23 protein-coding genes and 1 pseudogene are annotated in these 22,226 nt (G+C 70.8%); 19 read left to right on the top strand and 5 right to left on the bottom strand.

The window, feature by feature from the left end; genetic code table 11:
• The first annotated feature begins 21 nt into the window (after nucleotides 1-21).
• From ACZ5XS_RS15660 to ACZ5XS_RS15670, 3 genes are read left to right on the top strand one after another with little or no spacing between them, the layout of a single operon-like run.
• A complete protein-coding gene (locus tag ACZ5XS_RS15660; protein ID WP_468651502.1) occupies nucleotides 22-1,542 on the top strand; it encodes a class I adenylate-forming enzyme family protein in 1,521 nt (506 codons plus the stop codon).
• Nucleotides 1,535-2,674 (top strand): thiolase family protein, encoded by a 1,140-nt coding sequence (locus ACZ5XS_RS15665; protein WP_468651504.1) that lies wholly within the window; start codon nucleotides 1,535-1,537, stop codon nucleotides 2,672-2,674. The genes ACZ5XS_RS15660 and ACZ5XS_RS15665 overlap by 8 nt, the downstream gene beginning before the upstream one ends.
• Complete coding sequence (locus ACZ5XS_RS15670) at nucleotides 2,671-2,814, top strand: hypothetical protein (protein WP_468651506.1); 144 nt, start codon at nucleotides 2,671-2,673, stop codon at nucleotides 2,812-2,814. Before ACZ5XS_RS15665 ends, ACZ5XS_RS15670 begins: the two co-directional genes overlap by 4 nt.
• A 380-nt stretch (nucleotides 2,815-3,194) precedes the next feature.
• Here the strand turns inward: ACZ5XS_RS15670 and ACZ5XS_RS15675 are convergent, their stop codons facing one another.
• On the bottom strand, nucleotides 3,195-3,989 hold the full coding sequence (locus tag ACZ5XS_RS15675; RefSeq protein ID WP_468651508.1) for an SDR family NAD(P)-dependent oxidoreductase: 795 nt from the start codon (nucleotides 3,987-3,989) through the stop codon (nucleotides 3,195-3,197).
• Nucleotides 3,990-4,082: 93 nt separating this feature from the next.
• On the opposite strand from ACZ5XS_RS15675, the gene ACZ5XS_RS15680 reads away from it, so the two are divergent.
• The 4 genes from ACZ5XS_RS15680 to ACZ5XS_RS15695 all read left to right on the top strand — a co-directional run bounded on the left by ACZ5XS_RS15680 (nucleotide 4,083) and on the right by ACZ5XS_RS15695 (nucleotide 8,026).
• The gene (locus ACZ5XS_RS15680) at nucleotides 4,083-4,721 is read left to right on the top strand and encodes a TetR/AcrR family transcriptional regulator (RefSeq protein WP_468651509.1); all 639 of its coding nucleotides are present in this window, start codon (nucleotides 4,083-4,085) and stop codon (nucleotides 4,719-4,721) included.
• Nucleotides 4,722-4,824: 103 nt separating this feature from the next.
• Entirely contained in the window at nucleotides 4,825-6,153 is a 1,329-nt protein-coding gene (locus tag ACZ5XS_RS15685; protein ID WP_468651511.1) for an acyl-CoA dehydrogenase family protein, read from the top strand.
• Nucleotides 6,150-7,184: a phosphotransferase family protein gene (locus ACZ5XS_RS15690; RefSeq protein WP_468651513.1), complete on the top strand. Its 1,035-nt coding sequence runs from the start codon at nucleotides 6,150-6,152 to the stop codon at nucleotides 7,182-7,184. The genes ACZ5XS_RS15685 and ACZ5XS_RS15690 overlap by 4 nt, the downstream gene beginning before the upstream one ends.
• A gap of 14 nt (nucleotides 7,185-7,198) precedes the next feature.
• On the top strand, nucleotides 7,199-8,026 hold the full coding sequence (locus ACZ5XS_RS15695; protein WP_468651515.1) for an SDR family NAD(P)-dependent oxidoreductase: 828 nt from the start codon (nucleotides 7,199-7,201) through the stop codon (nucleotides 8,024-8,026).
• Nucleotides 8,027-8,208: 182 nt separating this feature from the next.
• Here ACZ5XS_RS15695 and ACZ5XS_RS15700 read toward each other — a convergent pair.
• Nucleotides 8,209-8,463 (bottom strand): annotated as a pseudogene (locus ACZ5XS_RS15700) (winged helix-turn-helix transcriptional regulator); the annotation flags it as partial.
• A 134-nt stretch (nucleotides 8,464-8,597) separates the two neighbouring features.
• Between ACZ5XS_RS15700 and ACZ5XS_RS15705 the strand changes: the two are divergent.
• Genes ACZ5XS_RS15705 through ACZ5XS_RS15715 form a run of 3 tightly spaced genes read left to right on the top strand, consistent with a single transcriptional unit; the run spans nucleotide 8,598 to nucleotide 11,730 of the window.
• Nucleotides 8,598-9,587: an alcohol dehydrogenase catalytic domain-containing protein gene (locus ACZ5XS_RS15705; protein WP_468651517.1), complete on the top strand. Its 990-nt coding sequence runs from the start codon at nucleotides 8,598-8,600 to the stop codon at nucleotides 9,585-9,587.
• Between the two features lie 22 nt (nucleotides 9,588-9,609).
• Entirely contained in the window at nucleotides 9,610-10,083 is a 474-nt protein-coding gene (locus ACZ5XS_RS15710; RefSeq protein ID WP_468651518.1) for a MarR family winged helix-turn-helix transcriptional regulator, read from the top strand.
• 54 nt (nucleotides 10,084-10,137) lie between these two features.
• Nucleotides 10,138-11,730, top strand: a complete 1,593-nt coding sequence (locus tag ACZ5XS_RS15715) for an MFS transporter (RefSeq protein ID WP_468651520.1) — start codon at nucleotides 10,138-10,140, stop codon at nucleotides 11,728-11,730.
• 93 nt (nucleotides 11,731-11,823) lie between these two features.
• Here ACZ5XS_RS15715 and ACZ5XS_RS15720 read toward each other — a convergent pair whose 3' ends face one another.
• Nucleotides 11,824-12,636 carry an acyl-CoA thioesterase gene (locus ACZ5XS_RS15720; protein WP_468651522.1) on the bottom strand — a complete coding sequence of 271 codons (813 nt, stop codon included), beginning with the start codon at nucleotides 12,634-12,636 and terminating at the stop codon, nucleotides 11,824-11,826.
• Between the two features lie 69 nt (nucleotides 12,637-12,705).
• The gene (locus ACZ5XS_RS15725) at nucleotides 12,706-13,401 is read right to left on the bottom strand and encodes a TetR/AcrR family transcriptional regulator (RefSeq protein ID WP_468651524.1); all 696 of its coding nucleotides are present in this window, start codon (nucleotides 13,399-13,401) and stop codon (nucleotides 12,706-12,708) included.
• Nucleotides 13,402-13,529: 128 nt separating this feature from the next.
• Between ACZ5XS_RS15725 and ACZ5XS_RS15730 the strand changes: the two genes are divergently transcribed.
• From ACZ5XS_RS15730 to ACZ5XS_RS15765, 8 genes are read left to right on the top strand one after another with little or no spacing between them, the layout of a single operon-like run.
• Entirely contained in the window at nucleotides 13,530-14,546 is a 1,017-nt protein-coding gene (locus tag ACZ5XS_RS15730) for an acyl-CoA dehydrogenase family protein (RefSeq protein WP_468651526.1), read from the top strand.
• Between the two features lie 7 nt (nucleotides 14,547-14,553).
• Entirely contained in the window at nucleotides 14,554-15,735 is a 1,182-nt protein-coding gene (locus ACZ5XS_RS15735) for an acyl-CoA dehydrogenase family protein (RefSeq protein WP_468651528.1), read from the top strand.
• Between the two features lie 11 nt (nucleotides 15,736-15,746).
• On the top strand, nucleotides 15,747-16,529 hold the full coding sequence (locus ACZ5XS_RS15740; protein WP_468651530.1) for an enoyl-CoA hydratase: 783 nt from the start codon (nucleotides 15,747-15,749) through the stop codon (nucleotides 16,527-16,529).
• 41 nt (nucleotides 16,530-16,570) lie between these two features.
• Nucleotides 16,571-17,179 carry a carboxymuconolactone decarboxylase family protein gene (locus ACZ5XS_RS15745; protein WP_468651532.1) on the top strand — a complete coding sequence of 203 codons (609 nt, stop codon included), beginning with the start codon at nucleotides 16,571-16,573 and terminating at the stop codon, nucleotides 17,177-17,179.
• Nucleotides 17,176-18,012: a TauD/TfdA dioxygenase family protein gene (locus ACZ5XS_RS15750; RefSeq protein ID WP_468651534.1), complete on the top strand. Its 837-nt coding sequence runs from the start codon at nucleotides 17,176-17,178 to the stop codon at nucleotides 18,010-18,012. Before ACZ5XS_RS15745 ends, ACZ5XS_RS15750 begins: the two co-directional genes overlap by 4 nt.
• Entirely contained in the window at nucleotides 18,009-18,293 is a 285-nt protein-coding gene (locus ACZ5XS_RS15755) for a nuclear transport factor 2 family protein (protein WP_468651536.1), read from the top strand. The genes ACZ5XS_RS15750 and ACZ5XS_RS15755 overlap by 4 nt, the downstream gene beginning before the upstream one ends.
• Nucleotides 18,238-18,591 (top strand): nuclear transport factor 2 family protein, encoded by a 354-nt coding sequence (locus ACZ5XS_RS15760; RefSeq protein ID WP_468651538.1) that lies wholly within the window; start codon nucleotides 18,238-18,240, stop codon nucleotides 18,589-18,591. The genes ACZ5XS_RS15755 and ACZ5XS_RS15760 overlap by 56 nt, the downstream gene beginning before the upstream one ends.
• Before the next feature lie 13 nt (nucleotides 18,592-18,604).
• Nucleotides 18,605-19,534 carry a TIGR03564 family F420-dependent LLM class oxidoreductase gene (locus tag ACZ5XS_RS15765; RefSeq protein WP_468651540.1) on the top strand — a complete coding sequence of 310 codons (930 nt, stop codon included), beginning with the start codon at nucleotides 18,605-18,607 and terminating at the stop codon, nucleotides 19,532-19,534.
• Between the two features lie 39 nt (nucleotides 19,535-19,573).
• On the opposite strand, the gene ACZ5XS_RS15770 is transcribed toward ACZ5XS_RS15765, so the two are convergent.
• Nucleotides 19,574-20,623 carry an NAD(P)H-dependent amine dehydrogenase family protein gene (locus ACZ5XS_RS15770; RefSeq protein ID WP_468651542.1) on the bottom strand — a complete coding sequence of 350 codons (1,050 nt, stop codon included), beginning with the start codon at nucleotides 20,621-20,623 and terminating at the stop codon, nucleotides 19,574-19,576.
• A 217-nt stretch (nucleotides 20,624-20,840) separates the two neighbouring features.
• Here ACZ5XS_RS15770 and ACZ5XS_RS15775 point away from each other — a divergent pair, with 217 nt between their 5' ends.
• Nucleotides 20,841-22,226 (top strand): ABC transporter substrate-binding protein, encoded by a 1,386-nt coding sequence (locus ACZ5XS_RS15775; protein WP_468651544.1) that lies wholly within the window; start codon nucleotides 20,841-20,843, stop codon nucleotides 22,224-22,226.

Consider the following 22,226-nt stretch of genomic DNA (forward strand, 5'->3'; position numbering starts at 1 on the left):
AATCGCGAGAATAGCACTCTCATGAATATCACCATGATCCTTGAAATGGCGGCTTCGGCCGACGGTGAGCGGCCTGCGGTGACGGCGGACGGCCACACCCTGACCGCCGGACAACTCCTGGAGCAGGCGCGCCGCGCGGCCGGGCGCTTCCGGGGCAGGCCGGCCGTTCTCTACCGCGGTGTCAACCAACTGGCCTATCCCGTGGCGCTGTTCGGCGCGGCGCTGGCAGGCGTGCCGTTTGTGCCGCTCAATTACCGGCTGGGACATGAGCAGTTGGCGGAGATCGAAAGTCGGCATCCGGGCGCCTTGCTGCTGAGCTCCGAAGACCTCGACACGCTCACCGCGCCATCGGAGAACGGGGTTTCCGTCATCGCTCAGGAACCCGAGTGGGACCCGGACGCGGTGGCGGTCATCCTCTACACCAGCGGCACGAGCGCCGCACCCAAGGCCGCGCTGCTACGCCACCGGCACCTACTCGCGTACATCCTGGGCACCCAGGAGTTCGGCTCGGCCGAACCGGGCGACGCGGCGCTGGTCGCGGTCCCGCCGTACCACGTGGCAGGCCTGACCAATCTGCTCTCGAACCTCTACACCAGCCGCCGGGTCGTCTACCTGTCCGCCTTCGACGCGGGGGACTGGCTCGCCACCGTACGCCGCGAAGGCGTCACCCATGCCATGCTCGTCCCGACCATGCTCGCCCGCGTCGTCGAGGCCGTGAACGGTCCCGACGCGGGCACGCCGACCCTGCGCCACCTCGCGTACGGGGGCGCGCGCACCCCCCGCGCCGTCGCGGAGCGGGCCCTCGCCCTCTTTCCGGAGACCGGTTTCGTCAACGCGTACGGCCTGACCGAGACGGCGTCGTCCGTCGCGGTGCTCGGCCCCGACGACCACCGCGCGGCCCTCGCCGCCGCCGAACCCTCCGTACGCGAGCGCCTGTCGTCGGTGGGACGCGCCCTGCCGGGCGTCGAGATCGAGATCCGTGACAGTGCGGGGAAAGTGCTCGGCCCCGGCCTGACCGGGCTCGTGCACGTGCGCGGGGAGCAGATCTCCGGCGAGTACCAGGGGCGCAGTGCGCTCGACGAGGACGGCTGGTTCCCGACGCGGGACCGCGGGCGGCTCGACGCCGACGGGTACCTGTTCATTGAGGGCCGCGCCGACGACACCATCATCCGCGGCGGCGAGAACATCGCACCCGAGGAGATCGAGGACGTGCTGCTCGCCCACCCCGGCATCCGCGAGGCGGCCGTGATCGGTGTCCCCGACGAGGAGTGGGGGCAGCGGATCGTCGCCTTCGTGGTCGGCGAGGGCGAGCCCGATGCTCTCCGCGGCTGGGTGCGTGAGCGGCTGCGTACCGCCAAGACGCCCGACACGATCGTCTTCCGCGCCGGACTGCCGCGCACCGACACCGGCAAGCTGCTGCGTCGCGTGCTGGTCACCGAGTTCACCGAGCCGGAGACCGCCCCTCTCGCCGATCCCGCAGAACCGGCCGAAACCCCCGCCCAGCCGGGCGACCACCCCGACCGAGAGGCCACCCATGCCTGAAGCCGTCATCGTCCGCGCCCTGCGCACCCCCATCGGTACCGCGGGCAAGGGCACCTTGCGGGACACCAGCGCCTACGACCTCGCGGACCACATCGTGTCCGCCGTGGCGAAGGGCCTCGACCCGGCCGGCATCGACGACGTGGTCCTCGGGGAGGGTCTGTACGGCGGCGGGGTCATCGCCCGGCACGCCGCGCTGACCGCCGGCCTGACCTCGATACCCGGAGCGGCCGTCAACCGGCACTGCGCGGCGGGTCTCGCCGCCGTCGAACACGCCGCCGCGTCCATCCGGTCCGGCATGGACGATCTGGTGATCGCGGGAGGCGTCAACTCGGCCTCGACAGGGCCCCGTTCCAAGCGCCGCACGGACGGCGAGTGGAGCGACTGGTACCCGCCCACCCACCCCAACCGGCCGGACGCGCCCAACTTCGACATGTCGTACACCATCGGCTGGAACACGGCTGTCGCCGAGAAGATCAGCCGCGAGGACATGGACGCCTGGGCCCTGCGCTCGCACCGGAACGCCGTTCGCGCCATCGACGAGGGGCGTTTCGAGGCCGAGACCGTCCCTATCGGGACGCCGCACGGACTGTTCTCGGTCGATGAACACCCGCGCCGGGACACCTCGTTGGAGAAACTCGCCGCGCTCAAGCCGCTGCACCCGGAGATCGAAGGCTTCAGCATCACCGCAGGCAACGCCTGCGGCGGTAACGACGCGGCAGTGGCCCTCGTCGTCGCGAGCGACAGCCTCGGCCTGCCCGCACTCGCCACGGTGCGCGCGTGGGCGTCCGTGGGCGTCGACCCCGCGCAGACCGGCACGGCCCCGGCCCTGGCCATCCCCAAAGCCCTGGCCAGGGCTGGACTTTCCCTCGATGACGTCGACCTCTTCGAGATCAACGAGGCCTTCGCGTCCATGTGCGTGGCCGTCGTACGCCGCCTCGCCCTGGACCCCGACCGGGTCAACGTCAACGGCAGCGGCATCTCCCTGGGCCACCCGGTGGCCGCCACCGGCGCCCGGATGCTGGTGACGCTGGTGCATGAACTGCGGCGCCGGGGTGGGGGAGTGGGCGTCACCGCCATGTGCGCGGGCGGGGGGATGGCGTCGGCGATGGTGGTCGAGGTGGCGGGGCGGTGAGCCGGGTGGAAGGCCGGCTGCGGCGGGACGGCTCTGTATCCAAGAAGCCGCACCATGCAGTGAAGAGACTGCCGCCGGTCCTTGCGGCGTTCGCGGCGATCGCGGCGACGGTGACCGCCACGGGCCGGCCGACGGTGTGACGCGGGTACGAGGCGAGGTGCGGCCGCACCCGCTCACCATCGTCCCGACGAACGAGGACGGCTGGCGCGGCGAGGGCGGTTCGGGCACCCCGGACATCCTCGCGCTGCGCGTGGCGCTGGTCGCCGACGGGCACCGCGTCGTGGTGGTCGCCCCAGCACCGCCAGAGCGGTCAGGGGCGGCCGGGTCCGCCGCGCCACCGGCCACTCTCGAGGTGGTGCGACCGGAGGACGGTGTGTGGACGGTGACCCGGGGCTCGACCTCCGACAGTGTGTACTCGCTCTCGACGAAGTGCTCGGCGGCAAGCCGCCGGACCCTGGTGGTGAGGCACTACGCCTCGTCACGCACCACGGCAATGGGCCGGGGGATGCCCCGAGCACACTCAGGGCATCCCCCCGTCGACCCGCAACGTCGCTCCCGTCGTGTACGAGGCGGCGTCGGACATCAGGTACAGGGCGGCGCCGACGACCTCGCGCGGATCGCCGATGCGCTGTAGCGCGTGGTCGCGTACGCCGGCCGCGAGTGCCTCGGGGTCGTCCTGCCAGTGGCGGGTGGCCCAGGTGGCGAACGGGCCGCACATCAGGGTGTTGACGCGGACCGTCGGCCCGAACGCGTGCGCCAGGCCCTCCGTCATCGCGTTGAGTCCCGCCTTCGCCGCCGCGTACGGCACGATCGGGGCGCGCGGGCGCAGTGAGCCGGTGGAGCTGACGTTGACGATGGCTCCGCCGCCCGCCGCGGCCATCCGCTTCCCGGCGAGCACGGAGAGACGGAACGGGCCCTTGAGGTTGAGGGCGACGACGGCGTCGAACATCTTCTCCGTCACCTCGCCCAAGTCCTCGTACACCGGCGACATTCCGGCGTTGTTGACCAGCACGTCCAGGCGGCCGAAGCGCTCGTGCACCGCGTCCAGGAGCCCCGGCAGCTGGTCCCAGCGGCCCATGTGGACCCCGTACGGCAGGGTGGAGCGGCCCGTCTCCTTCTCGATCTCACCCGCGGTGGTCACGCAGGCCTCGTAGGTCCGCGAGGCGATCACGACGTCCGCGCCGCAGCGGGCCGCCCCGAAGGCCATCTCGCGGCCGAGCCCGCGGCTGCCGCCCGTGACCAGGACCACGCGCCCACTGAGGTCGAACAGGCCGTCTGCGTATCCACTGCGTCCCGCGTGTGCCCTGTGTCCCATGTGCGTCGCGCCCCCGATGACAGGTCCGGCAAGTGCATGCGAAATTAGCATTCTCGCATTCCAGAATGGAACTCTTGCGCAGGAGGTGGAGCGTTGACTCCGACCGACCCCCATCCGCTGTCGCTCGCCGAACGGGCCGTACGCCGCCGGATGGCGGATGCCGAACAGAGCGCCCGCGCCGAGGTGGACGCCCTGCTTGACGCCGGGCTGCGGCTGATGACCGAGGCTGCGCCACGGCCGCCGCGCGTCGCCGACATCGTGGCCGCCGCGGGGCTCTCCAACGATGCCTTCTACCGGGCGTTCTCCGGTCGGGACGCCCTCGTGGAGGCGATCGTCGAGCGCGGCGCACGCGAACTCGCCGGACAGGTCAGGCGCCGGATGGAACGGGCCGCGGGTGACAGCGCCGAGGACCGGCTGCGCGCCGGGATCGCCGCCGTCGTACGGCAGGCGGCGGACCCGCGACTCGCGGCGCGCGTACGGGCGGTCCTCGCCGCCGCCGTCACGCCGGTGCCGCACGCGGGGCACGCCATGGTGGTCCTGGTGGACGGCCTGGGTGCGCTCTTCGCGGACCCGGCAGGGGAGTTGGGGGCCGCTGATCCGGAGCGCGCCGGACGGACGATCGCAGGGGCTGCCGTCGCCGCGCTGCAGCACTGGCTGTTGTCCGGCCACGCGCCGGACGAGGCGGATGTCGAGCAGCTGAAGCGCTTCCTGGTTGCAGGGGCCCGGTCCTGATGGAAGTGCTCCCTGCCTGAGATCAAAATGCTGTTCCTGGACGCGAGAATGTCATTCTGCTAGCGTCCGAACAACGTTCTGTCGCCCTGAAGGGGACCGCCATATGTGGGACTTCAGCACCGACGCCGCGTTCCAGGCCCGCCTCGACTGGGCCGACACCTTCGTACGGGATGAGGTCGAGCCGCTCGACGTCCTCTTCCCGGGCAACGCGGAACCGTACGACCGCACCAGCCGCGTCTACCTCGACGCCGTCCGCCCGCTCCAGCGCCAGGTGCGCGAACAGGGTCTGTGGGCCGCCCACTTGCCGCCCGAACTGGGCGGCATGGGCATGGGACAGGTCCAACTCGCCCTGCTCAACGAGATACTGGGCCGTTCCTCCTGGGCGCCGATGGTCTTCGGTACCCAGGCCCCCGACTCCGGCAACGCCGAGATCCTCGCCCACTACGGCACCGAGGAGCAGCGCAAGGAGTTCCTCGAACCGCTCCTCGACGGCCGGATCGTGTCCACCTTCGCCATGACCGAGCCGACCGGCGGCGCCGACCCCGGCGGCTTCACCTGCCGGGCGGTGCGCGAAGGCGAGCATTGGGTGATCGACGGGGAGAAGTGGTTCGCCTCCAACTACCCGCACGCCGCCTTCGTCATCGCCATGGTCATCACCGATCCGGATGTGCCGGTCCACCAGGGTTCCTCGATGTTCGTCATCCCGGCAGACACCCCCGGCATGGAGATGGTGCGCGGCACCGGACTCGCCGGCGAACCGCTCGGCGAAGGCGTGCACGCGTACCTGCGCTTCACCGGGTGCCGTGTGCCCGCCGAGAACCTCCTGGGCGAGCCGGGCAGCGGGTTCGCCATCGCCCAGACCCGCCTCGGCGGCGGACGCCTGCACCATGCGATGCGCTCCGTCGGACAGTGCCGCCGCGCACTCGACATGATGGGGGAGCGGATAGCCGGCCGCCGCACCCGCGGCCGCCCGCTCGGTGACCAGCAGGCCGTGCGGCACGCGCTCGCGGACTGCTGGATCCAGCTGGAGCAGTTCCGCCTCCAAGTCCTGCACGCTGCCTGGCAAGCGGACCGGGCCGCCCGCAGCGGCTCGCTCGATGACGCCCGGACGGCCCGCCTGCACATCTCCGCCGTCAAAGCGGCCACCCCCAAGATTCTCGTCGACATCACCTACCGGGCCATGCACCTGCACGGGGCGCTCGGCGTCTCCAACGAACTGCCGCTGGCCCGGATGTGGCAGGCGGGACCGGTGCTCGGTGTCGCGGACGGCCCGACCGAGGCGCACAAGGACGTCGTGGCCCGCCTGTTGCTCAAGGACGTGGAACCGCCCGAGGACCCGCTCTTCGGTTCCGGACACCTGCCCGCCCGACTGGCCGCCGCCCGTGAGAAGTACGCGGATCTGCTGCAGCCCGAGGAAGCGAGCGCCCGATGACCGACACCCTCGCACTCCTCAACACCTGGACGGGCCTCGCGGACCTTCCCGGCGACGGTCCGGTGACCGACCTGTCGTCGCTCGCCGGCGGAGCGCAGAACATCCTCTCCCTCATCCGCCGCGCCGACGGCACCGAACTCGTCCTCCGCCTGCCGGGCCGCCACCTCGAGGACCGCGCCGCCGACGCCTTCCGCCGCGAGAGCGGCGCGCTCGCGGCGCTCGCGGACACGGACGTACCGCACCCTCGTCAGTACGCGTTCAGCCTCGACCAGGACTCACCGCTGGGCGGCCCCTTCTCCATCCTGGAGAAGATCGACGGCTTCACCCCGCAGGGCCGTTTCCCCGGCCGCTATGCCGAGGACGCCGACTGGCGCCGCCGCGCCGCGTTCGCCCTGGTCGACGGGGCGGCGAAGCTTGCCTCGGTGGACCCGTACGCGGTGGGCGCGGACCAACTCGGCCGCCCCGACGGGTGGGTGGAGCGGCAGCCGGCCCGATACCTGAAGATGCTGCACGGCTACCGCCGCAGCGCCGCCTACCGGGAGACCGAGTCCCCGCACGTCGACGCGGTGGCCGAGTGGCTCACGGCGCACACCCCGAAGCAGGGCCGGACCGGCATCGTGCACGGCGATCTGCAGTTCGCCAACGTGATGCTGTCGCACGACACCCCGCGCCTGGCCGCGATCGTCGACTGGGAGATGGCCTCCCTCGGCGACCCGCTGCTCGACCTCGCCTGGATCCTCACCGCCTGGCGGGAGGAAGGTGATCCACCTGGCGCCGAGCCCTATCTCCAACCCTGGGACGGCATGCCGTCACGGGCCGAACTCCTCGTCCACTACGCCGAGTCCACCGGCCGCGACACCTCCTCCTTCCGCTGGTTCGAGGTGCTGGCCTGCTTCCGGCTCGCCGCCCTCCTCGAGGGCAGCTGGTACGCCGCCGTGGAGGGGCGACGTGACCGGGCGACCGGCGAGGCGATGCACTCGTACGCCGAGTGGTTGTGGGACAAGGCGCGGCTCGAGATGGCACGGGACTGAGGGGGAGGGGACGAGTGCGCATCGAGAAGGGGCAGGTCGCGGTGATCACCGGCGGGGCCAGCGGTATCGGATACGGCCTCGCCGAGGAACTGGCGGCGCGCGGGGTGCGACTGGTGATCGCCGACATCCGCGAGGACGGACTGACCGCGGCGTGCGAGGTGCTGCGCGAAACCGGGGCGGAGGTCACAGGCGTCGTGACCGACGTGGGCGACGCGACGGCGGTCGGACGGCTCGCCGAGCGGTCGATGACCGCGTACGGGCAGGTGGACCTGGTGTGCAACAACGCCGGGATCGTCTGTCCGGGCGCACCGATGTGGCAACAGGAGGACCACACGTGGCAGCGCATGATCGGCGTCAAACTGCTCGGCGTCGTCCACGGCGTACGCGCCTTCGCGCCTTTGCTGATCGAGCAGGGGTCCGGTCACTTCCTCAACACCGCCTCCGCCGGCGGCCTCGCACCGCTGCCCGGGCGCACCCCGTACACCGGCACCATGCACGCGGTCGTCGGCCTGACCGAGACGCTCGACGCGGAACTGAGACAGGTGGCACCGACGCTTGGCGCGACGGTCGTCTGCCCGGGCCTCGTGGACACTCCACTCGGGCAGAACTCCGCAGCGCTCGGTGCCATCCAACTGCCCACCGGTACCACCTCGATGCGGGACTTCGTCCCGGACGGCATCCTCAGCCCACGTGAGGTCGCGGCGGCAGCGCTGAGCGCGGTGGAGGAGGACCGGGTGCACACCGCACCGGGCGCCGGTGTCGCGGATCGCGCACGGACGCGCGTCGATGCCTTGCTGGCCGACATCGAGGCGGAGGAGAAGGCTTCGAGGATCGGGCCCTGAAGCGTACGAATGCGTCCGGCGCGTACGACGGGACCAGCGATCCGGCCGGCGTGAGCGTCACGCGCCAGCGGTGGTCGCCTCCGTTGACATGTCCCGGTCGCAGTCCGTGCGGGCGGCCTGGACCTCTCGATATGCCTGTCGGCCCACGTCTGGATCGCTGCCATCACCGGCAGCAGGCTGCGGCCGAGCGGGGTGAGTTCGTAATCCGCCCGTACCGGCACCGACGCCGTCACCGTGCGGCTGAGCAGGCCGTCGCGCTCCAAGACCCGGAGCGTCTGGGTAAGCATCTTCTGGCTGACCCCCGTGATGATCCGTCCCGGATCGCTGTAGCGCCGCGGCCCGTCGCCCAGCGCGTTCAGCACCAGGCTCACCCACTTGTCGCTGATCCGGTCGAGCAGTTGCCGGGCCGGGCAGGCGGCGAGGTAGGCGTCGTACACGGCGTGCTCGTCGGCGCGGCGCGGCGCTGGGCTGCGGTGCGGGTGGCCATGGCACTTCCGGGTCGGTTGCGCACTCCGAAGTGCGTACTTCCTGATGGAGAGTAGCTCCCCATAGGTTCGTGAACCTGAGAGCTGTGATCACTCGTTCCTTCGGCGGTCCGGAAGTTCTTGAGGTGGCGGACGTTCCGGTGCCGGATCCGGCGGCCGGCCAAGTCCGGATCCGGGTCGCCGCCGCGGCCGTCAACCCGGTGGACATCCAGTCCCGCTCCGGCGGGCTCACTGCGGGTGGCCTGCTCCCGAAGCGGGAGGTCACCGGCCTGGGGCGGGACATCGCCGGCACCGTCGACGCGCTGGGGCCGGACGTCGCCGGCTTCCGGCCGGGCGCCCCGGTGATCGGGCTGTCCGACCGGCCGGCTCTGCCGCTCAAGGCGCAGGCCGAATACGTGGTGCTCGACGCGGAAGCGGTCGCCGGGGTGCCGGCGGGCACCGACCTGGTCGCCGCCGCGACCCCGCCGCTGGGCGGACTCACCGCCGCACAGGCACTCGACCTCGCCGCGGTCGGGCCAGGCCACACGCTGCTGGTCACCGGCGCGGCAGGGGCAGTAGGCGGCTACACGGTGCAGCTCGCCGCGCCGGCCGGTGTCCGGGTGGGCGCGGGCGCGGGTGCGGGGGATGAGGCGTTGGTGCGCGGGCTCGGCGCCGAGTTCTTCGTGCGACGCCCCGCGGACCTGCCCACCGCGGTGCGCGACCTCGTACCGGGGGTGTGCACGCGGCGGTGGACGCGGCCTCGGTGGGTGTGCTCGCGCTGGACGCGGTACGCGGCGGAGGCTCGCTGGTCGGTGTCCTTGGCAATGCGCCGACACCGCTGCGCGGCATCCGCGTGCGGAATGTGTGGATCCGCGCGGACCGTCCCCGCCTCGCCGAACTCGTCGCCGCCGGGCTGCGTCCGCGGGTCGCCGACGTCATGCCGCTGGACAAGGTGGCCGAGGCGCACCGCAGGCTGGCGGGCGGGCGGGCGGGCTGCGCTGGCGCCTGGTGCTGGTGCCCTGATGCTTGCGGGGCGTATCGAGGGATCACGTAGTGGCTCGTCGGCCGGGCAGATAGGTACTTTGACATACCTATAAAGTCAGACATAGGGTGCGGCGTATGCCCCGCACCAGCGTGTCCGCGAAGGACATCGACCACGTAGCCACCGCGCTCGTGTCGTGCCTGCCCGCGCTGGCACGCGCCATGGAGCGGCAGATCGGTCCGCACTACGAACGCCCCAAGCCGCCCGAGGCGCAGCTCGCGCTGCTGCGTCATGTGGAGGCCAACGAAGGGGTCACCGTGCGCAAGGCGGCAGACGCCTTGCTGATGAAGCCGAACAATGTGAGCGCCCTGGTGACCCAGCTGACCGAGCAAGGTCTGCTTGAGCGCCGGCAGGACCCTGCCGACAAGCGCGTCGCGCATCTGCATCTCACCGCGACCTCGCGCCGTGAAATCGCCGAGGTCCAGGAACTGATGAGCGGCCTGGTCGCCGGCGCGCTGCGGAGCATGACCGAGGGCGAACTCGGCGCCCTCGGCTCGGCAATGGGTGCACTGGAAGCGCTGAACGCGCGCCTGCATCCTGCCACCGACTGACCGCATCCGGGGCGACCGCCCCTGACGAATGCCTTCCCGAGGACAGACACTTCCGTGCCCACCCATGTCTTGAACACCCCTGAGCCGCCGACCCGTTCGGCCCCCGCGGACCAGCCACGCGGCCGACGCGCCAACCCGTGGCTGACGCTGATCGCCGTCGCCTTCGGCCTCTTCATGGTCGGCCTCGACGGCTCGGTCGTCTCGATCGCCAACCCGGAGATCGGCCGGGACCTCAACGCCTCCACGGCCGATCTCCAGTGGGTCACCAACTCCTATCTGCTCGCCCTCGCCGCCGCCCTCATCCTCGGCGGCAAGCTCGGTGACCGTTTCGGCCGCCGCACCTTCTACCTGGTCGGCGTCGCGGGGTTCACCGTCGCCTCCGTGGCCATCGGCCTGGCCGGATCCATCGAGGGTGTCATCGCCTTCCGGGCGCTCCAGGGCTTGTTCGGCGCGCTGTTGATGCCCAACACCCTCGGCATGCTGCGTGCCGTCTTCCCGCCGAAGAAGTTCGGCATGGCGGTCGGGATCTGGGCCATGGTGTCATCGGTCTCCACAGCGCTCGGTCCGATCGTGGGCGGTCTGCTCGTCGAGCACGTCAACTGGGAGTCGGTCTTCTACATCAACGCGCCTATCGGCGTCATCGCCCTCGTTTTCAGCATCGCGGTGCTGCCGCAGAGCAAGAACACCGGCGCCGCGCGGGAGAAGTTCGACATCCCGGGTGTGGTGCTGCTCGCCATAGGCCTTCTCGCCGTCGTCTTCGGCGTGGTCAAGGGCGAGACGTGGGGCTGGACTTCGGGCAGCACCCTCGCGGCCCTCGGGGCCGGCGTGCTGATCCTGCTGCTCTTCGGCTGGTACGAGACACGGGTGGCGCACCCGCTGCTGCCGATGCGGCTCTTCCGCAACCCGGCTTTGACCATCGGCACCGTCATCACCGCGCTGAACTTCTTCGTCCTGCTCGGCATGATCTTCTTCGTGATGCTCTACCTGCAGAACGTGCGGGGCTTCACCCCGGTCGAGGCGGGCGTACGCACCCTGCCGCTCAGTCTCGCCTCGGTCGTGGCGTCGCCGTTGGGTGCCGCGCTCACCGAGAGGTTCGGCCCCCGGCTCACCATGCCGCTGGGCATGGTGCTCCAGGCGGGGGCCTGCTTCTCCATGCTCGGCTGGGGCGCGGACTCCTCGTACGCCTCGATGTGGCCGCCGTTCATCGCCCTCGGGCTCGGCGTCGGCATGGTGATGGCCTCGTCCTCCGACGCCATCGTCGGCAACGCTCCGGTGAAGGACGGTGGCGTAGCCGGCGGTCTGCAGGCGACCGCGCTGCAGGTCGGCGGTGCGCTGGGCACATCCGTCCTGGTGTCGCTGATCAGCAGCCGGGTCGGCTCGACCCTGACCGGTGAGCTGACCTCGTCCGGGGTGCCCGCCGCCGCGGCCCACCGGCTGAGCGAGGCGAAGGACGCCGTGGCGATGGGCGTCGCACCGGTCTCCGACGGAATGCCCGCCCAGCTCAAGTCCGCGGTGGTGGAGGGTAGTCACCAAGCGTTCATGAACGGAGTGCACACTGCCGTGCTCGTCTCCGGAGTGCTCTGCGTCCTGGGCGCTCTGCTCGCCGTCGCCGGCGTGCGGCGCAATCCCGCGGCGGTCGGTCACTGAGCGGCCGGTCACCGACCGGCGGTTGAGCAGGTCCCGCCGAGGTCGCGACGACTTCGGCGGGGCCCCGCGGGTCAATTCGGCGGAACCTGCTGGTCAAGGTGCGTGCGGAAAGCGCAACAGCGCGTCCTGCGCGTAGGACGCCACGAGGGAGCCGTCCGCGGTGAGGACATCGCCTCGCCCGTGGCAGCGGCCGTGGGCGATCAGCGGCGCGTGCTGGCGAAGCAGTAGCCAGTCGTCCACGCGGACGGGGCGGTGGAACCACACCGTGTGCGAGGTGACGGCCGAGGTGAAGGCCTTGCCGGCGTCCCGCTGGCCGATGCCGTCGACCGCGCGCAGTGCGGTGCCGATCAGGGTCAGGTCGGAGGCGTACGCGAGCAGTGCCGGGCCGAGATCCGCGTCCACGTGCGGGGTGCGCATCCACAGGTCCAGCTCGGCGGGTGCCACGCCCGGGGAGTCGACGTCGGCGCTCGTACGGGTCTCCCAGGGCAGCAGCTCGAACTCGACGCGATGTTCCGGCCCGAGAACCTCCGGTACGGGCGCCGTGAACTGGTGCTCCATGCCGGGCTCGTCCCGGTGCAGGGACACGGCTGCGGTGGCGATGACGCCCGCGCTCTGGCGGGCGGTGAGGGACCACGTGGCGAAGGTGTTGCCCTCCTGGACGCGGGTCGCCTCGTAGTGGACGGGCTCGTCGCTCCGGCCCGCGCGCGGGAAGAGTACGTGCAGGGACTTCACGGCCTTGTCCGGGCCGAGCCGCTGGGCGGCCCGGACGCACTGGGCCAGGAGCTGGCCGCCGAACAGGCGGTGATACGCGAGCTGCTGGTTGGTGCCTTCGAAGGCCGGTGCGGCGGCGTGCGGCAGAGGGCGCAGGTCGAGGCAGGCGAGAAGGTCGCTCCACAGGTCCGACATGCGGCGAGTGTAATGGAGTTACGCGAACTTGAGAATGGCGTTCTCTTTGCGCTGGGGGGAGGCGATACTTCAGGTCCTCGCCTCGAACCCGCCGGAGCAGAACGCCCACACTTCGTCGGCGGTGAGCGGCCGGGGCGCGGGGCCCTGCGGGTTCACGCCGATGGCCGACTGCGACAGGAACATGGCCGTCTGCATCAGCATCGCCGCCGCGCGCCGGGGCCGCATGCCGGAACGCAGTCCGCCGGCCGCGTCGACCCCCTCCATCAGTTCGGCCAGGATTCCAAGCACTGGAGCGTGCGCGAGCCGTACCTCGTCGGGGTGCGTGAGTAGTAGCTGCGGTGCGAACTCGCTGAACAGAGGGTGCAGGTCACCGGGGTCCGGGCGGCACATGGTGAACAGCAGCCGGGTGGCCGCCTCCAGGCGCGTCACGGGCGCTTCGGCGGCTCCGGGGCCCGACGTGGCGGCGCGCAAGGCGTCGCCGGTCCGGCTCAGCGCGTCCTCGAAAAGGGCGAGCAGCAGCTCGTGTTTGCCGTCGAAGTGCTGGTAGAAGCTGCGCAGCGACTGGCCCGAGCGGTCGACCACCTCCTGCACCGTGAAGTCCGTGGTGCCCTTGTCCGCCATGAGCTCCTGAGCTGCGTCGAGGAAGCGCTGCACCCGCTGCTCGGCGCGCTGTTTGGCCGCCCGGGTGGAGCGCTCGACCGCGCGCTGCTTCCACGTCGGTTCGGTATCCGCAGGGCCCGTGTCGAGGGAGATCTCCGGTTTCATGAGGGGAGGTTACCTCGCTCTGACAAGCTGAGACTATTACTTTCCGATCGAGAGAACGTTATTATCGCCTGCGTCTGAGCGGCCCGTCGGGCTCGGTCGTTCACGGACATCCGGACCAGGAGGCGACGATGCTCTTCGAGTTCGACGACGATCAGCGGCTGTGGCAGAAGTCCGTCCGTGAGGTCCTCGCCAAGGAGTGCCCGCCGGCGCTGGTACGTGCGGTAGTCGACGCGGACGGTGACCCGCAGCCGCTGTGGCGCACCTACGCCGACCTCGGCTGGACCGGGCTCACCGACCAGGCGAACATGGTGGAACTCGCCATCTTGCTCGTAGAGTTGGGCCGCACGACGGATCCGACGCCCTATCTCGCCACACTCACCCAGTTCGCCCCCCTCGTGCCGGAAGGTCTGGCCGCCCCACGGGAGTCGGGCGCCGCAGTCGTCGAGGGCGTGCGGGCCCGGCGCGAGGGACGAGTGTGGTTCCTCGACGGCCGTGCCCACCACGTCCTGGACGGCGACCGGGCGGACTGGCTCGCCGTGGTCACCGATGACGGGGTGTTCCTCGTGCCCGCCCAGGAGGCGCGGGCCGTACGGACACCGGCGCTGGATCCCGTCCTGCACCTGGCGGAAGTGACGTTCTCGCAGGTGCGTGTCACCGAGGATGCCCGCGTGAGCGACGCGCCTCCACCGCACGCCAACGATGTGGCCCTCACCGCCATGGCCCTGACGATGGTCGGCGCGTGCCGCCGCGTGCTCGACCTGGTGCTCGAACACGCCCGTACGCGGCGCCAGTTCGGTGCACCCATCGGCTCCTTCCAAGCAGTACAGCACAAAGCCGTCGACATGCACGTGGCTGTCGAGCGCGCGGGCGCACTCGCCTACCACGCCGCGCTGACCATCGCGACGGACGACCCGGACCGGCCGCTCGCGGCGGCGATGGCGAAGGCGGCGGCGGGGGAGTGTCAGGCGCTCGTCTTCCGGCACGGCATCCAGCTGTTCGGCGCGATGGGCTTCACCTGGGAGAACGACCTGCAGTTCGCGCTCAAGCGGGCCAAGGCGGGGGAGCTGCTGCTCGGCGGTGCGGCGGCGCACCGGGCCCGTATCGCCGAAATCATCACCAACCGAGCCGCGAAGCAGGAGGCGTAGGCGCACCATGCAGCTGACCTTCGACGCCGAAGTCGAGGCGTTCCGTGCCGAGTTCACGGCCTTCCTCGACGCGCATCTGCCCGCCGAGGCCGAAACGGCCGAGCGCTCGCACTCCACCGCGGACGTTCCCGCATGGGCCCGGCGCTGGCAGCGGCTGCTCTTCGACGAGGGCTGGCTGCTGCCCGGGAATCCGCCGGAGTTCGGCGGCCGGAACGCGACACTGATGCAGAGTTACGTCCACCTGGAGGAGCTCTCCCGGCGCCGCATCTACCACTCCTTCAACCCCCAAGGCCTCGGCATCATCGCCGCGTCCCTGCTCACCTTCGGCACCGAGGAGCAGAAGCGGCGCTGGGCCGTACCGATTCTGCGCGCGGAAATGACCGCGGCACTCGGGATGAGCGAACCGGGCGCCGGCAGCGATCTCGCGTCCCTGAGCACTCGCGCCGAACTCGACGAGGACGGCGCCCAGTTCGTCGTCCATGGCCAAAAAGTGTGGACCTCCGGCGCCCACGACGCCGACGTCCTGCTCACCTTCGTCCGCACCGACCCCGACGCGCCCAAGCACAAGGGCATCAGCTGTCTTGTCATCCCCACCGACACCCCCGGCGTGATCCGGCGCCCCTTCGGCTCCCTCACCGCCCCCGACGACCTCGACTTCAACGAGGTCTACTTCGACGACGTCCGCGTCCCGGCGCAGAACCTGGTCGGCCCGCTGAACGAGGGCTGGCGCGTCGCGAACGGTTCCCTCGGACATGAACGCACCCTGCTGTGGCTCAGCTTCAGCGACCGCATGGACGAACTCCTGCGGGACTTCCGCCCCCTCACCGACCTCGACAAGGACTGGTACGCCACCCTCGCGATGGACGCCCGGGCCCTGCGGCTGCTCGGCCTGCGGGCCCTGGCGCGCGCGGCACGCGGCGAACAGGACGTACCTGCCCTGTCCGTACTGAAGCTGCTCGGCTCGGAGGCGGTGCAGAAGGCCGCCGAACGCGCCCTCGAAGCGGCAGGACCGGACGGTCTCGCGCACCCCGCCACCACCGCCCCGTACGCGTACATGCACTGGGAGGACTTCGCCGGCAGCTGGTTCCAGCGCTACGCCCGCACCTTCGCCGGCACCATCGCCGGCGGCACCTCCGAGATCCAGCGCACCATCGTCGCCGAGCGTGTGCTCGGCCTGCCCCGAGGCTGAGGAGCCGATACGTGAACATCCTGTACGAGGTGAAGGACCGCGTCGCGACCCTCACGCTCAACCGCCCCGAGGTGGCCAACGCGCAGAACGCCGAACTGCTCGACGAACTCGACGCCGCCTGGACGCGGGCCGCCGAGGACGACGAGGTGGCGGTGATCGTCGTGCGCGCCGAGGGCAAGCACTTCTCCGCCGGGCACGACCTCAACGACCGCTGGCCCTCGCCCGACGAGATCACCCTGGAGTGGATCTACAGCGCCGAGAGCCGCCGCTATCTCGACTACACGCTGCGCTGGCGCAATGTGCCCAAGCCCTCCATCGCCGCGGTGCAGGGCCGCTGCATCGCGGGCGGTCTGATGCTCTGCTGGCCCTGTGACCTGATCGTGGCGGCCGAGGACGCGCTGTTCTCGGACCCGGTGGTGACCATGGGGATCGGCGGCGTCGAGTACCACGGCCACACGTGGGAGCTGGGCCCGCGCAAGGCCAAGGAGATCCTGTTCACCGGGCGTCCGCTGACCGCCGAGGAGGCGGAGCGGATCGGCATGGTGAACAAGGTCGTGCCACGCGATCAACTGGACGGGGAAACACGAAAGCTGGCCGAGCGGATCGCCGCGATGCCGTCGTTCGGGCTGCGGCAGGCCAAGCGGGCGGTGAACCAGACGCTCGACGTGCAGGGCTTCCACGCCGCCGTCCAGTCGGTCTTCGACATCCACCAGACCGGGCACGGAAACGCGTTGAGCGTCACCGGATACCCGATTCTCGCTCGGCTCGACGAAATGAAGCAGAAGCTGCGCTGAGAACCGGACCGGTCCCCGTACGCCCGCGAAGGAGCCCGCCCGTGCCCCGTATCGAACCCCTGCCCGTCCGTTCCTGGCCTCCCGAGATGCGCGCCGCCCTCGCCTCCCTGACCCCGCCGAACCCACGCCACCCCGCGCCCGTGTCCGAGGGCCGCCCCAAGGCCCTGAACGTGCTCGGCACCTACGCGCACCACCCCGAACTCGCCCACGCCTTCCTCACGTTCAACGGCCACATCATGCGCGCCACCACGCTCACCCCGCGCCAGCGCGAGCTCCTGGTGCTGCGCGTATCGGCGCTGCGTGACTGCGCCTACGAGTGGTCCCAGCACGTGGTCCAGGCCGGCGACGTGGGCCTGACCGCGGACGAGGTGCGCCGCATCGGCCTCGGCCCCGACGAACCCGGCTGGGATCCGCAGGACGCCGCACTGCTGCGCGCGGCCGACGAACTCGTCGGGGACGGCGCCATCGGCGAGAAGACCTGGACCGAACTCGGCTCGACCCTCGGCACACAGCAGTTGATCGACCTCATCTTCACCGTCGGCGCGTACGAGACCATCGCCTACCTCATGCGGTCCTTCGCTCTGGAGCTGGACGACGACCTGCCCGCCACCGCCATCCCGCACGCCCCCCGCCGTCCGGAGGAACCGTGACCGTCGCCTTCACCCCCATCGCCCCCGAGATCGGCGCGCAGACCACCGGTCTGTCCGGCACCCGCCTCCTCGAACCCGACGCGGTGGCCGCGCTGCGTACCGCCCTTGCCGAGCGCGGTGTGGTCGTCTGCCGCGAAGCCGATCTCAGCGATGATGATTTCTCGGCGCTGGGCGGGCAGTTGGGTCAGGCCGTCGTCCCGCCGATGGGCGGTGACGCGGCCCATCCGGAGATCGACACGATCACCCTCGATCCGGCCAAGAGCCAACTGGCCGAGGTGCGCCGCGGCACCTTCTTCTGGCACATCGACGGCACCCGCGACGAGACCCCGCAGAAGGCCACCGTTCTGCTCGCCCGGCAGGTCGCGGACGAGGGCGGCGACACCGAGTTCGCCAACACCTACGCTGCCTGGCGGGCCCTGCCCGAGGACGAACGCAAGCAGCTGGCGGACCTGCGGGTGGTGCACAGCTTCGCCGCCGCTCAGCTTCTCGTGAACCCCGATCCCTCGCCGAAGGAGCGGGCCGCCTGGGACCGGATCCCCAGCCGCGAGCACCCCCTGGTGTGGACGCACCGCGACGGCCGCACCTCGCTCCTGATCGGCGCCACGGCCGAGCGGATCGTCGGCATGACGGAGAAGGAGAGCCGTGAACTCCTCGACCGGTTGCTCGGCTTCGCGACGCAGGAGCGCTTCACCCTGCGCCACAGCTGGCACCCCGGCGACCTCGTGCTGTGGGACAACACCGGCATGCTGCACCGCGCCCTGCCCTATGATCCGACCTCCCTGCGACTGTTGCGGCGCATCACCTTCGCGGGCGAGGAGCCGGTGACCGCATGAGCGGCGACGAGGAGCGCCTGGCGCGGCTCGAGCGCCAGGTCCGCCACCTGAACGACCGGCAGGAGATCCTGGACTGCGTCGCCCGACACGCCCGCGGACACGACCGGTTCGACGCGGATCTGCTCACGGCCGCGTACCACCAGGACGGTGTCGACGAGCACGGCGCGACGGTCAACTCCGGTCCCGTGTACGCACAGTGGGCGCTCGGCCGACTTGGCGTGGATCATGTTGCACACCCACAACATCACCACGCACCTCTGCGAGATCGACGAGGACGGTGACACCGCGCACTGCGAGAGCTACGTGCTCGTCGGGCTCCTCTCGCACGACGGCAGGACCGCGCAGCTGATGAGCGGCCGCTACCTCGACCGCCTGGAGCGCCGCGACGGCACCTGGCGCATCGCCGTACGCCGATGCACGGTCGACCTCGCGCTGTCCGCCGACGCGTCCGTCCTGCGTACGCCCTTCTTCAAGGAACAAGGCTTCGTCAAAGGCACCCGCGACCGCGACGACCTGTCCTATCGCAGGCCGCTGACCGCCGAGGACGACTCGGGACAGACACCGGTGACACGGTGGTGAGGGGGGCACGGAGATGCGGATCGGTCTGACCGGAGGCGCCGCCACCATCGACGGCATCGTGCGCCAGGCCGAGGAAGCGGAACGCGACGGCTTCCACGCACTCTGGTACGCCAGCGCCGTGGCGGGCGACCCGCTGGCCGCCATGGCGGTCGCGGGACGCGCCACCACCGCCATCGAGCTCGGCACGGCGGTCGTCCAGACCTACCCGTGCCACCCGGTACTGCAGGCGAGCCGTGCGGCCTCCGTCCCGTACGCCATGGGCAGACCGGGCTTCACGCTCGGCATCGGACCGTCGCACCGGCCGTATGTGGAGGGGGCGCTGGGTCTGTCGTACGAGGGAGTGGGCGCCGCCACCGAGGAGTATCTGCGCATCCTCACGGCGCTGTTGCGCGGCGAGCAGGCCGACCTCACCGGCGAGCACTGGTCTGCGCACGCCTCCGCGCCGGCGGGGCTGCCTGCCGGAGGCGTGCCGGTCCTGCTCGCGGCGCTCGGACCGCGGCTGCTGCGCGTGGCGGGGGAGTACGCGGACGGGGTGGTGCTGTGGATGGCGACGGCCGAGGCCATCGACGCCCACATCGTGCCCCGCCTGCACAAAGCCGCGGCGTCCGCGGGCCGCCCTGCCCCGCGCATCGTCGCCGGGCTACCGGTTACCGTGCACCACGACCCCGACGAGGCGCGTACCGCGGCGGCGGCCACGGCGGTGTCGTACGACGGTCTCCCGAACTACCGCCGGATCCTGGAGATCGGCGGCAAGACGTCACCGGCCGGGGCGGCGGTGATCGGAGACGAGGATTCCGTACGAGGTCAGTTGGCGGCCCTGGCCGACGCGGGCGCGACCGACCTGTGGGCACACATCGTGCCCGTCGGCCCCGACCGCGACAGCCGCCGCACCTCGGCCCGCCGCACGCGCAGCCTGCTCGCGGAGCTGGCCGCGCGTGGCTGACAGGCCGACGCGCTGCACGGCCAGGCCAGGTCGGGCAGCTCACGTCAGCAGCGGCACGATCTGCGGCAGATCCGCGGTGGTCCGTATGCCCGCCGGCGCCTCGCACACCCACGGCACCGCGTTGACCGCGCGGTTGGCGGTGTACGAGGGATAGACGGCGGCCGCGTCCTCGGCGGCCACGGGAAAGCGGATGGTCACGTCGAGCGGGGCGTCGCCGTCGACCGTCAGGCGCCAGCCCGTGTCCCGCAGGTCCCAGGACCGGTCGAGATCGGTCGTGCAGTACCAGGTGGCCCGGAACCGGAGGACGGGATTCCCGCGGTTCAGCCAGGCGACCGTGATCCGCTGCGCTGCGACCGTGCCCGCCTCCAGAATCCCGGCCGCGATCGACGTGCGCTCCCGCGCGTACGCGAACTCGCCCTGGGCCTGGGACTGTTCGACCGGCAGCCCGAGGGTGTCGGCCACCAGGCGCAACGACGGTCCGAAGCTCGCGCGCAGCGACGCGAGCCGCTGCTCGTCGAACGTCCCCTCGCGGCCGCCGAACCCCATCACGTCGAAGAGCAGCCCGGGGGAGTCGCGCCGCGACAGGTCGGCGAACTCCTCGATCAGCAGCCCATCGAGGCGCCGTTGCAGCGACGCGAGGACGAACGGCAGGGCCTCCGTGACGAAGCCGGGGCTGCTGCCTGTGCTGTGGATGCTGGCGCCGCCCTCGGCGCAAGCCGCCTCGACACTGCGCCGCAGCGGCTCCTCCATCGCGTCCGGGTAGTGGAAATCGGTGCGCGTGGCGACGACGTTGATCCCCGCCGCGAGCAGCGTGCACACGTCGTCCGGGCCCAGCTCGCGCGGTGTGTACAGCACGCAGTCCGGCTTCAGCGCGAGGACGTCGTCCAGATCGGTGGTGGCGCGTACGCCGAGCGGCGCGAGACCGCACAGCTCCCCGGCGTCGCGGCCGGATTTGGCGGCGCTGTGCACCAGGACCCCGACGACGCCGAGGCGGGGGTGCTCAACCGCCGCGCGCAGGGTGCGGCTCCCGATGTTCCCCGTCGCCCACTGCACCACGCGGTACGCGGCCGTGCTCTTCGGTTCGCTCATGACGAGAACGCTACTCTCAATGAGGGAGAACGTTAATACTGCAGGCGTCCCGGGTGCTTCGCATCCGAAGTGCAACCACCTGAACTCGTGTCAGGTTCTCGTGTGCGAGTAGTTGCCTTACCCAAATCGAGAATGTAGTTTCCGTCGCGGTTGACCCCTCGTACGATCCGGCCGTGCTCCAGCGGACACCGGCGTCCGATTCCCCGAGGAGGACCCCTTGAGAAGGCTGCTCATAGGCGTGGTCACCGTGCTCGCGGTGCTGCTCGCCGGCTGTTCCACCCGCTCGGGCTCGACCGGCAGTGAACCCGAGGAGACCCGGGACGCCACCCAGAAGGTACCGTCGGTCCAAGGCGCCGGCTTCGGCACCCTGAAGGACGTGTGCGGCAAGGGCGATGCCAAGCCCGGCACCGCCCAGGGCGTGACCGACAAGGAGATCAAGGTCGGCGTCTTCACCGACATGGGCTTCAACAAGAATTCCGAGATGCCCGACACGGCCAAGGCGTTCACCTCCTGGTGCAATGAACTCGGTGGCATCAACGGCCGCAAGCTCGTGCCCGTCGTCCGCGACGCGAAGCTCATGGAAGTCCGCCAGCGCATGCAGCAGGCCTGCAAGGAGGACTTCGCCCTGGTCGGCGGCAGCGCCGCCCTCGACGGCATGGCCGTCAAGGACCGCCTCGGCTGTCTGCTCCCCGCCTTCCCCGCCCAGTCGTCGCTCGCCCCCAGCATCGGCTCCGACCTGCAGGTGATGTCCGCCGGACCGTATTCGGCGCACTTCCAGTACGGCGGGTTCTACAACTGGCTCCTGAAGGAGAAGTTCCCCTCCTCGGCCCAGGATGTCGGCATCATCTCCGGCGACAGCCCGGTGACCAAGGTGATCGGAGCACAGTTCGAGGAGTCCATCGCCACGCTCGGCGGCAAGGTCTCCTACTCCGACCTCTATCCGACCGCCGGAGTAGCCGACTGGACCCCGTACGCCCAGGCCATCAAGAACAAGAAGGTCAAAGGCCTGGTCTTCCTGGGGCAGTTCGACCAGCTCGCCAAGTTGGAGCAGGCGCTGACCAGCATCGGCTACGCCCCGGACTGGATCGACTCCAACAGCAACTCGTACAACCAGAACTTCATCGACCTGGCCGGCGCGGCACTCCGGACCCAGCACAACTACGCGGAGCTGTTCGCCACCCACCCGCTGGAGACGGGCTCCGACAGCGAGGCCATCAAGCAGGTCAAGGCACTCTTCGAGAAGTACGCGCCGGGCAAGCCCGTCACCTATCCCGCGCTGCGGTCCTTCTCCGCCTGGCTGCTCTTCGCCACCGCGGCCCGCGACTGTGCAGAGCTCACCCGCAAGTGCGTCTACGAGAACGCGCTGAAGCAGACCGAGTGGACCGCCGGCGGCATCCAGGCACCGTTCGACGTGAGCAAGCAGGACGTCCCGTCCAAGTGCTACACGATCGTCGAGACCACGCCCAAGGGCTGGAAGCCCGCCGACTTCAAGCCCGACAACGGCCCGTACCGCTGTGACGCGCCCGTCGTGAAGTACAAGGGCAAGTACGGCGCACCGGCGCGGCTCACCGATGTCGGCAAGTCGATGGACGACCTGAAGTGA

Source organism: Streptomyces sp. NPDC033131 (genome assembly GCF_055578365.1).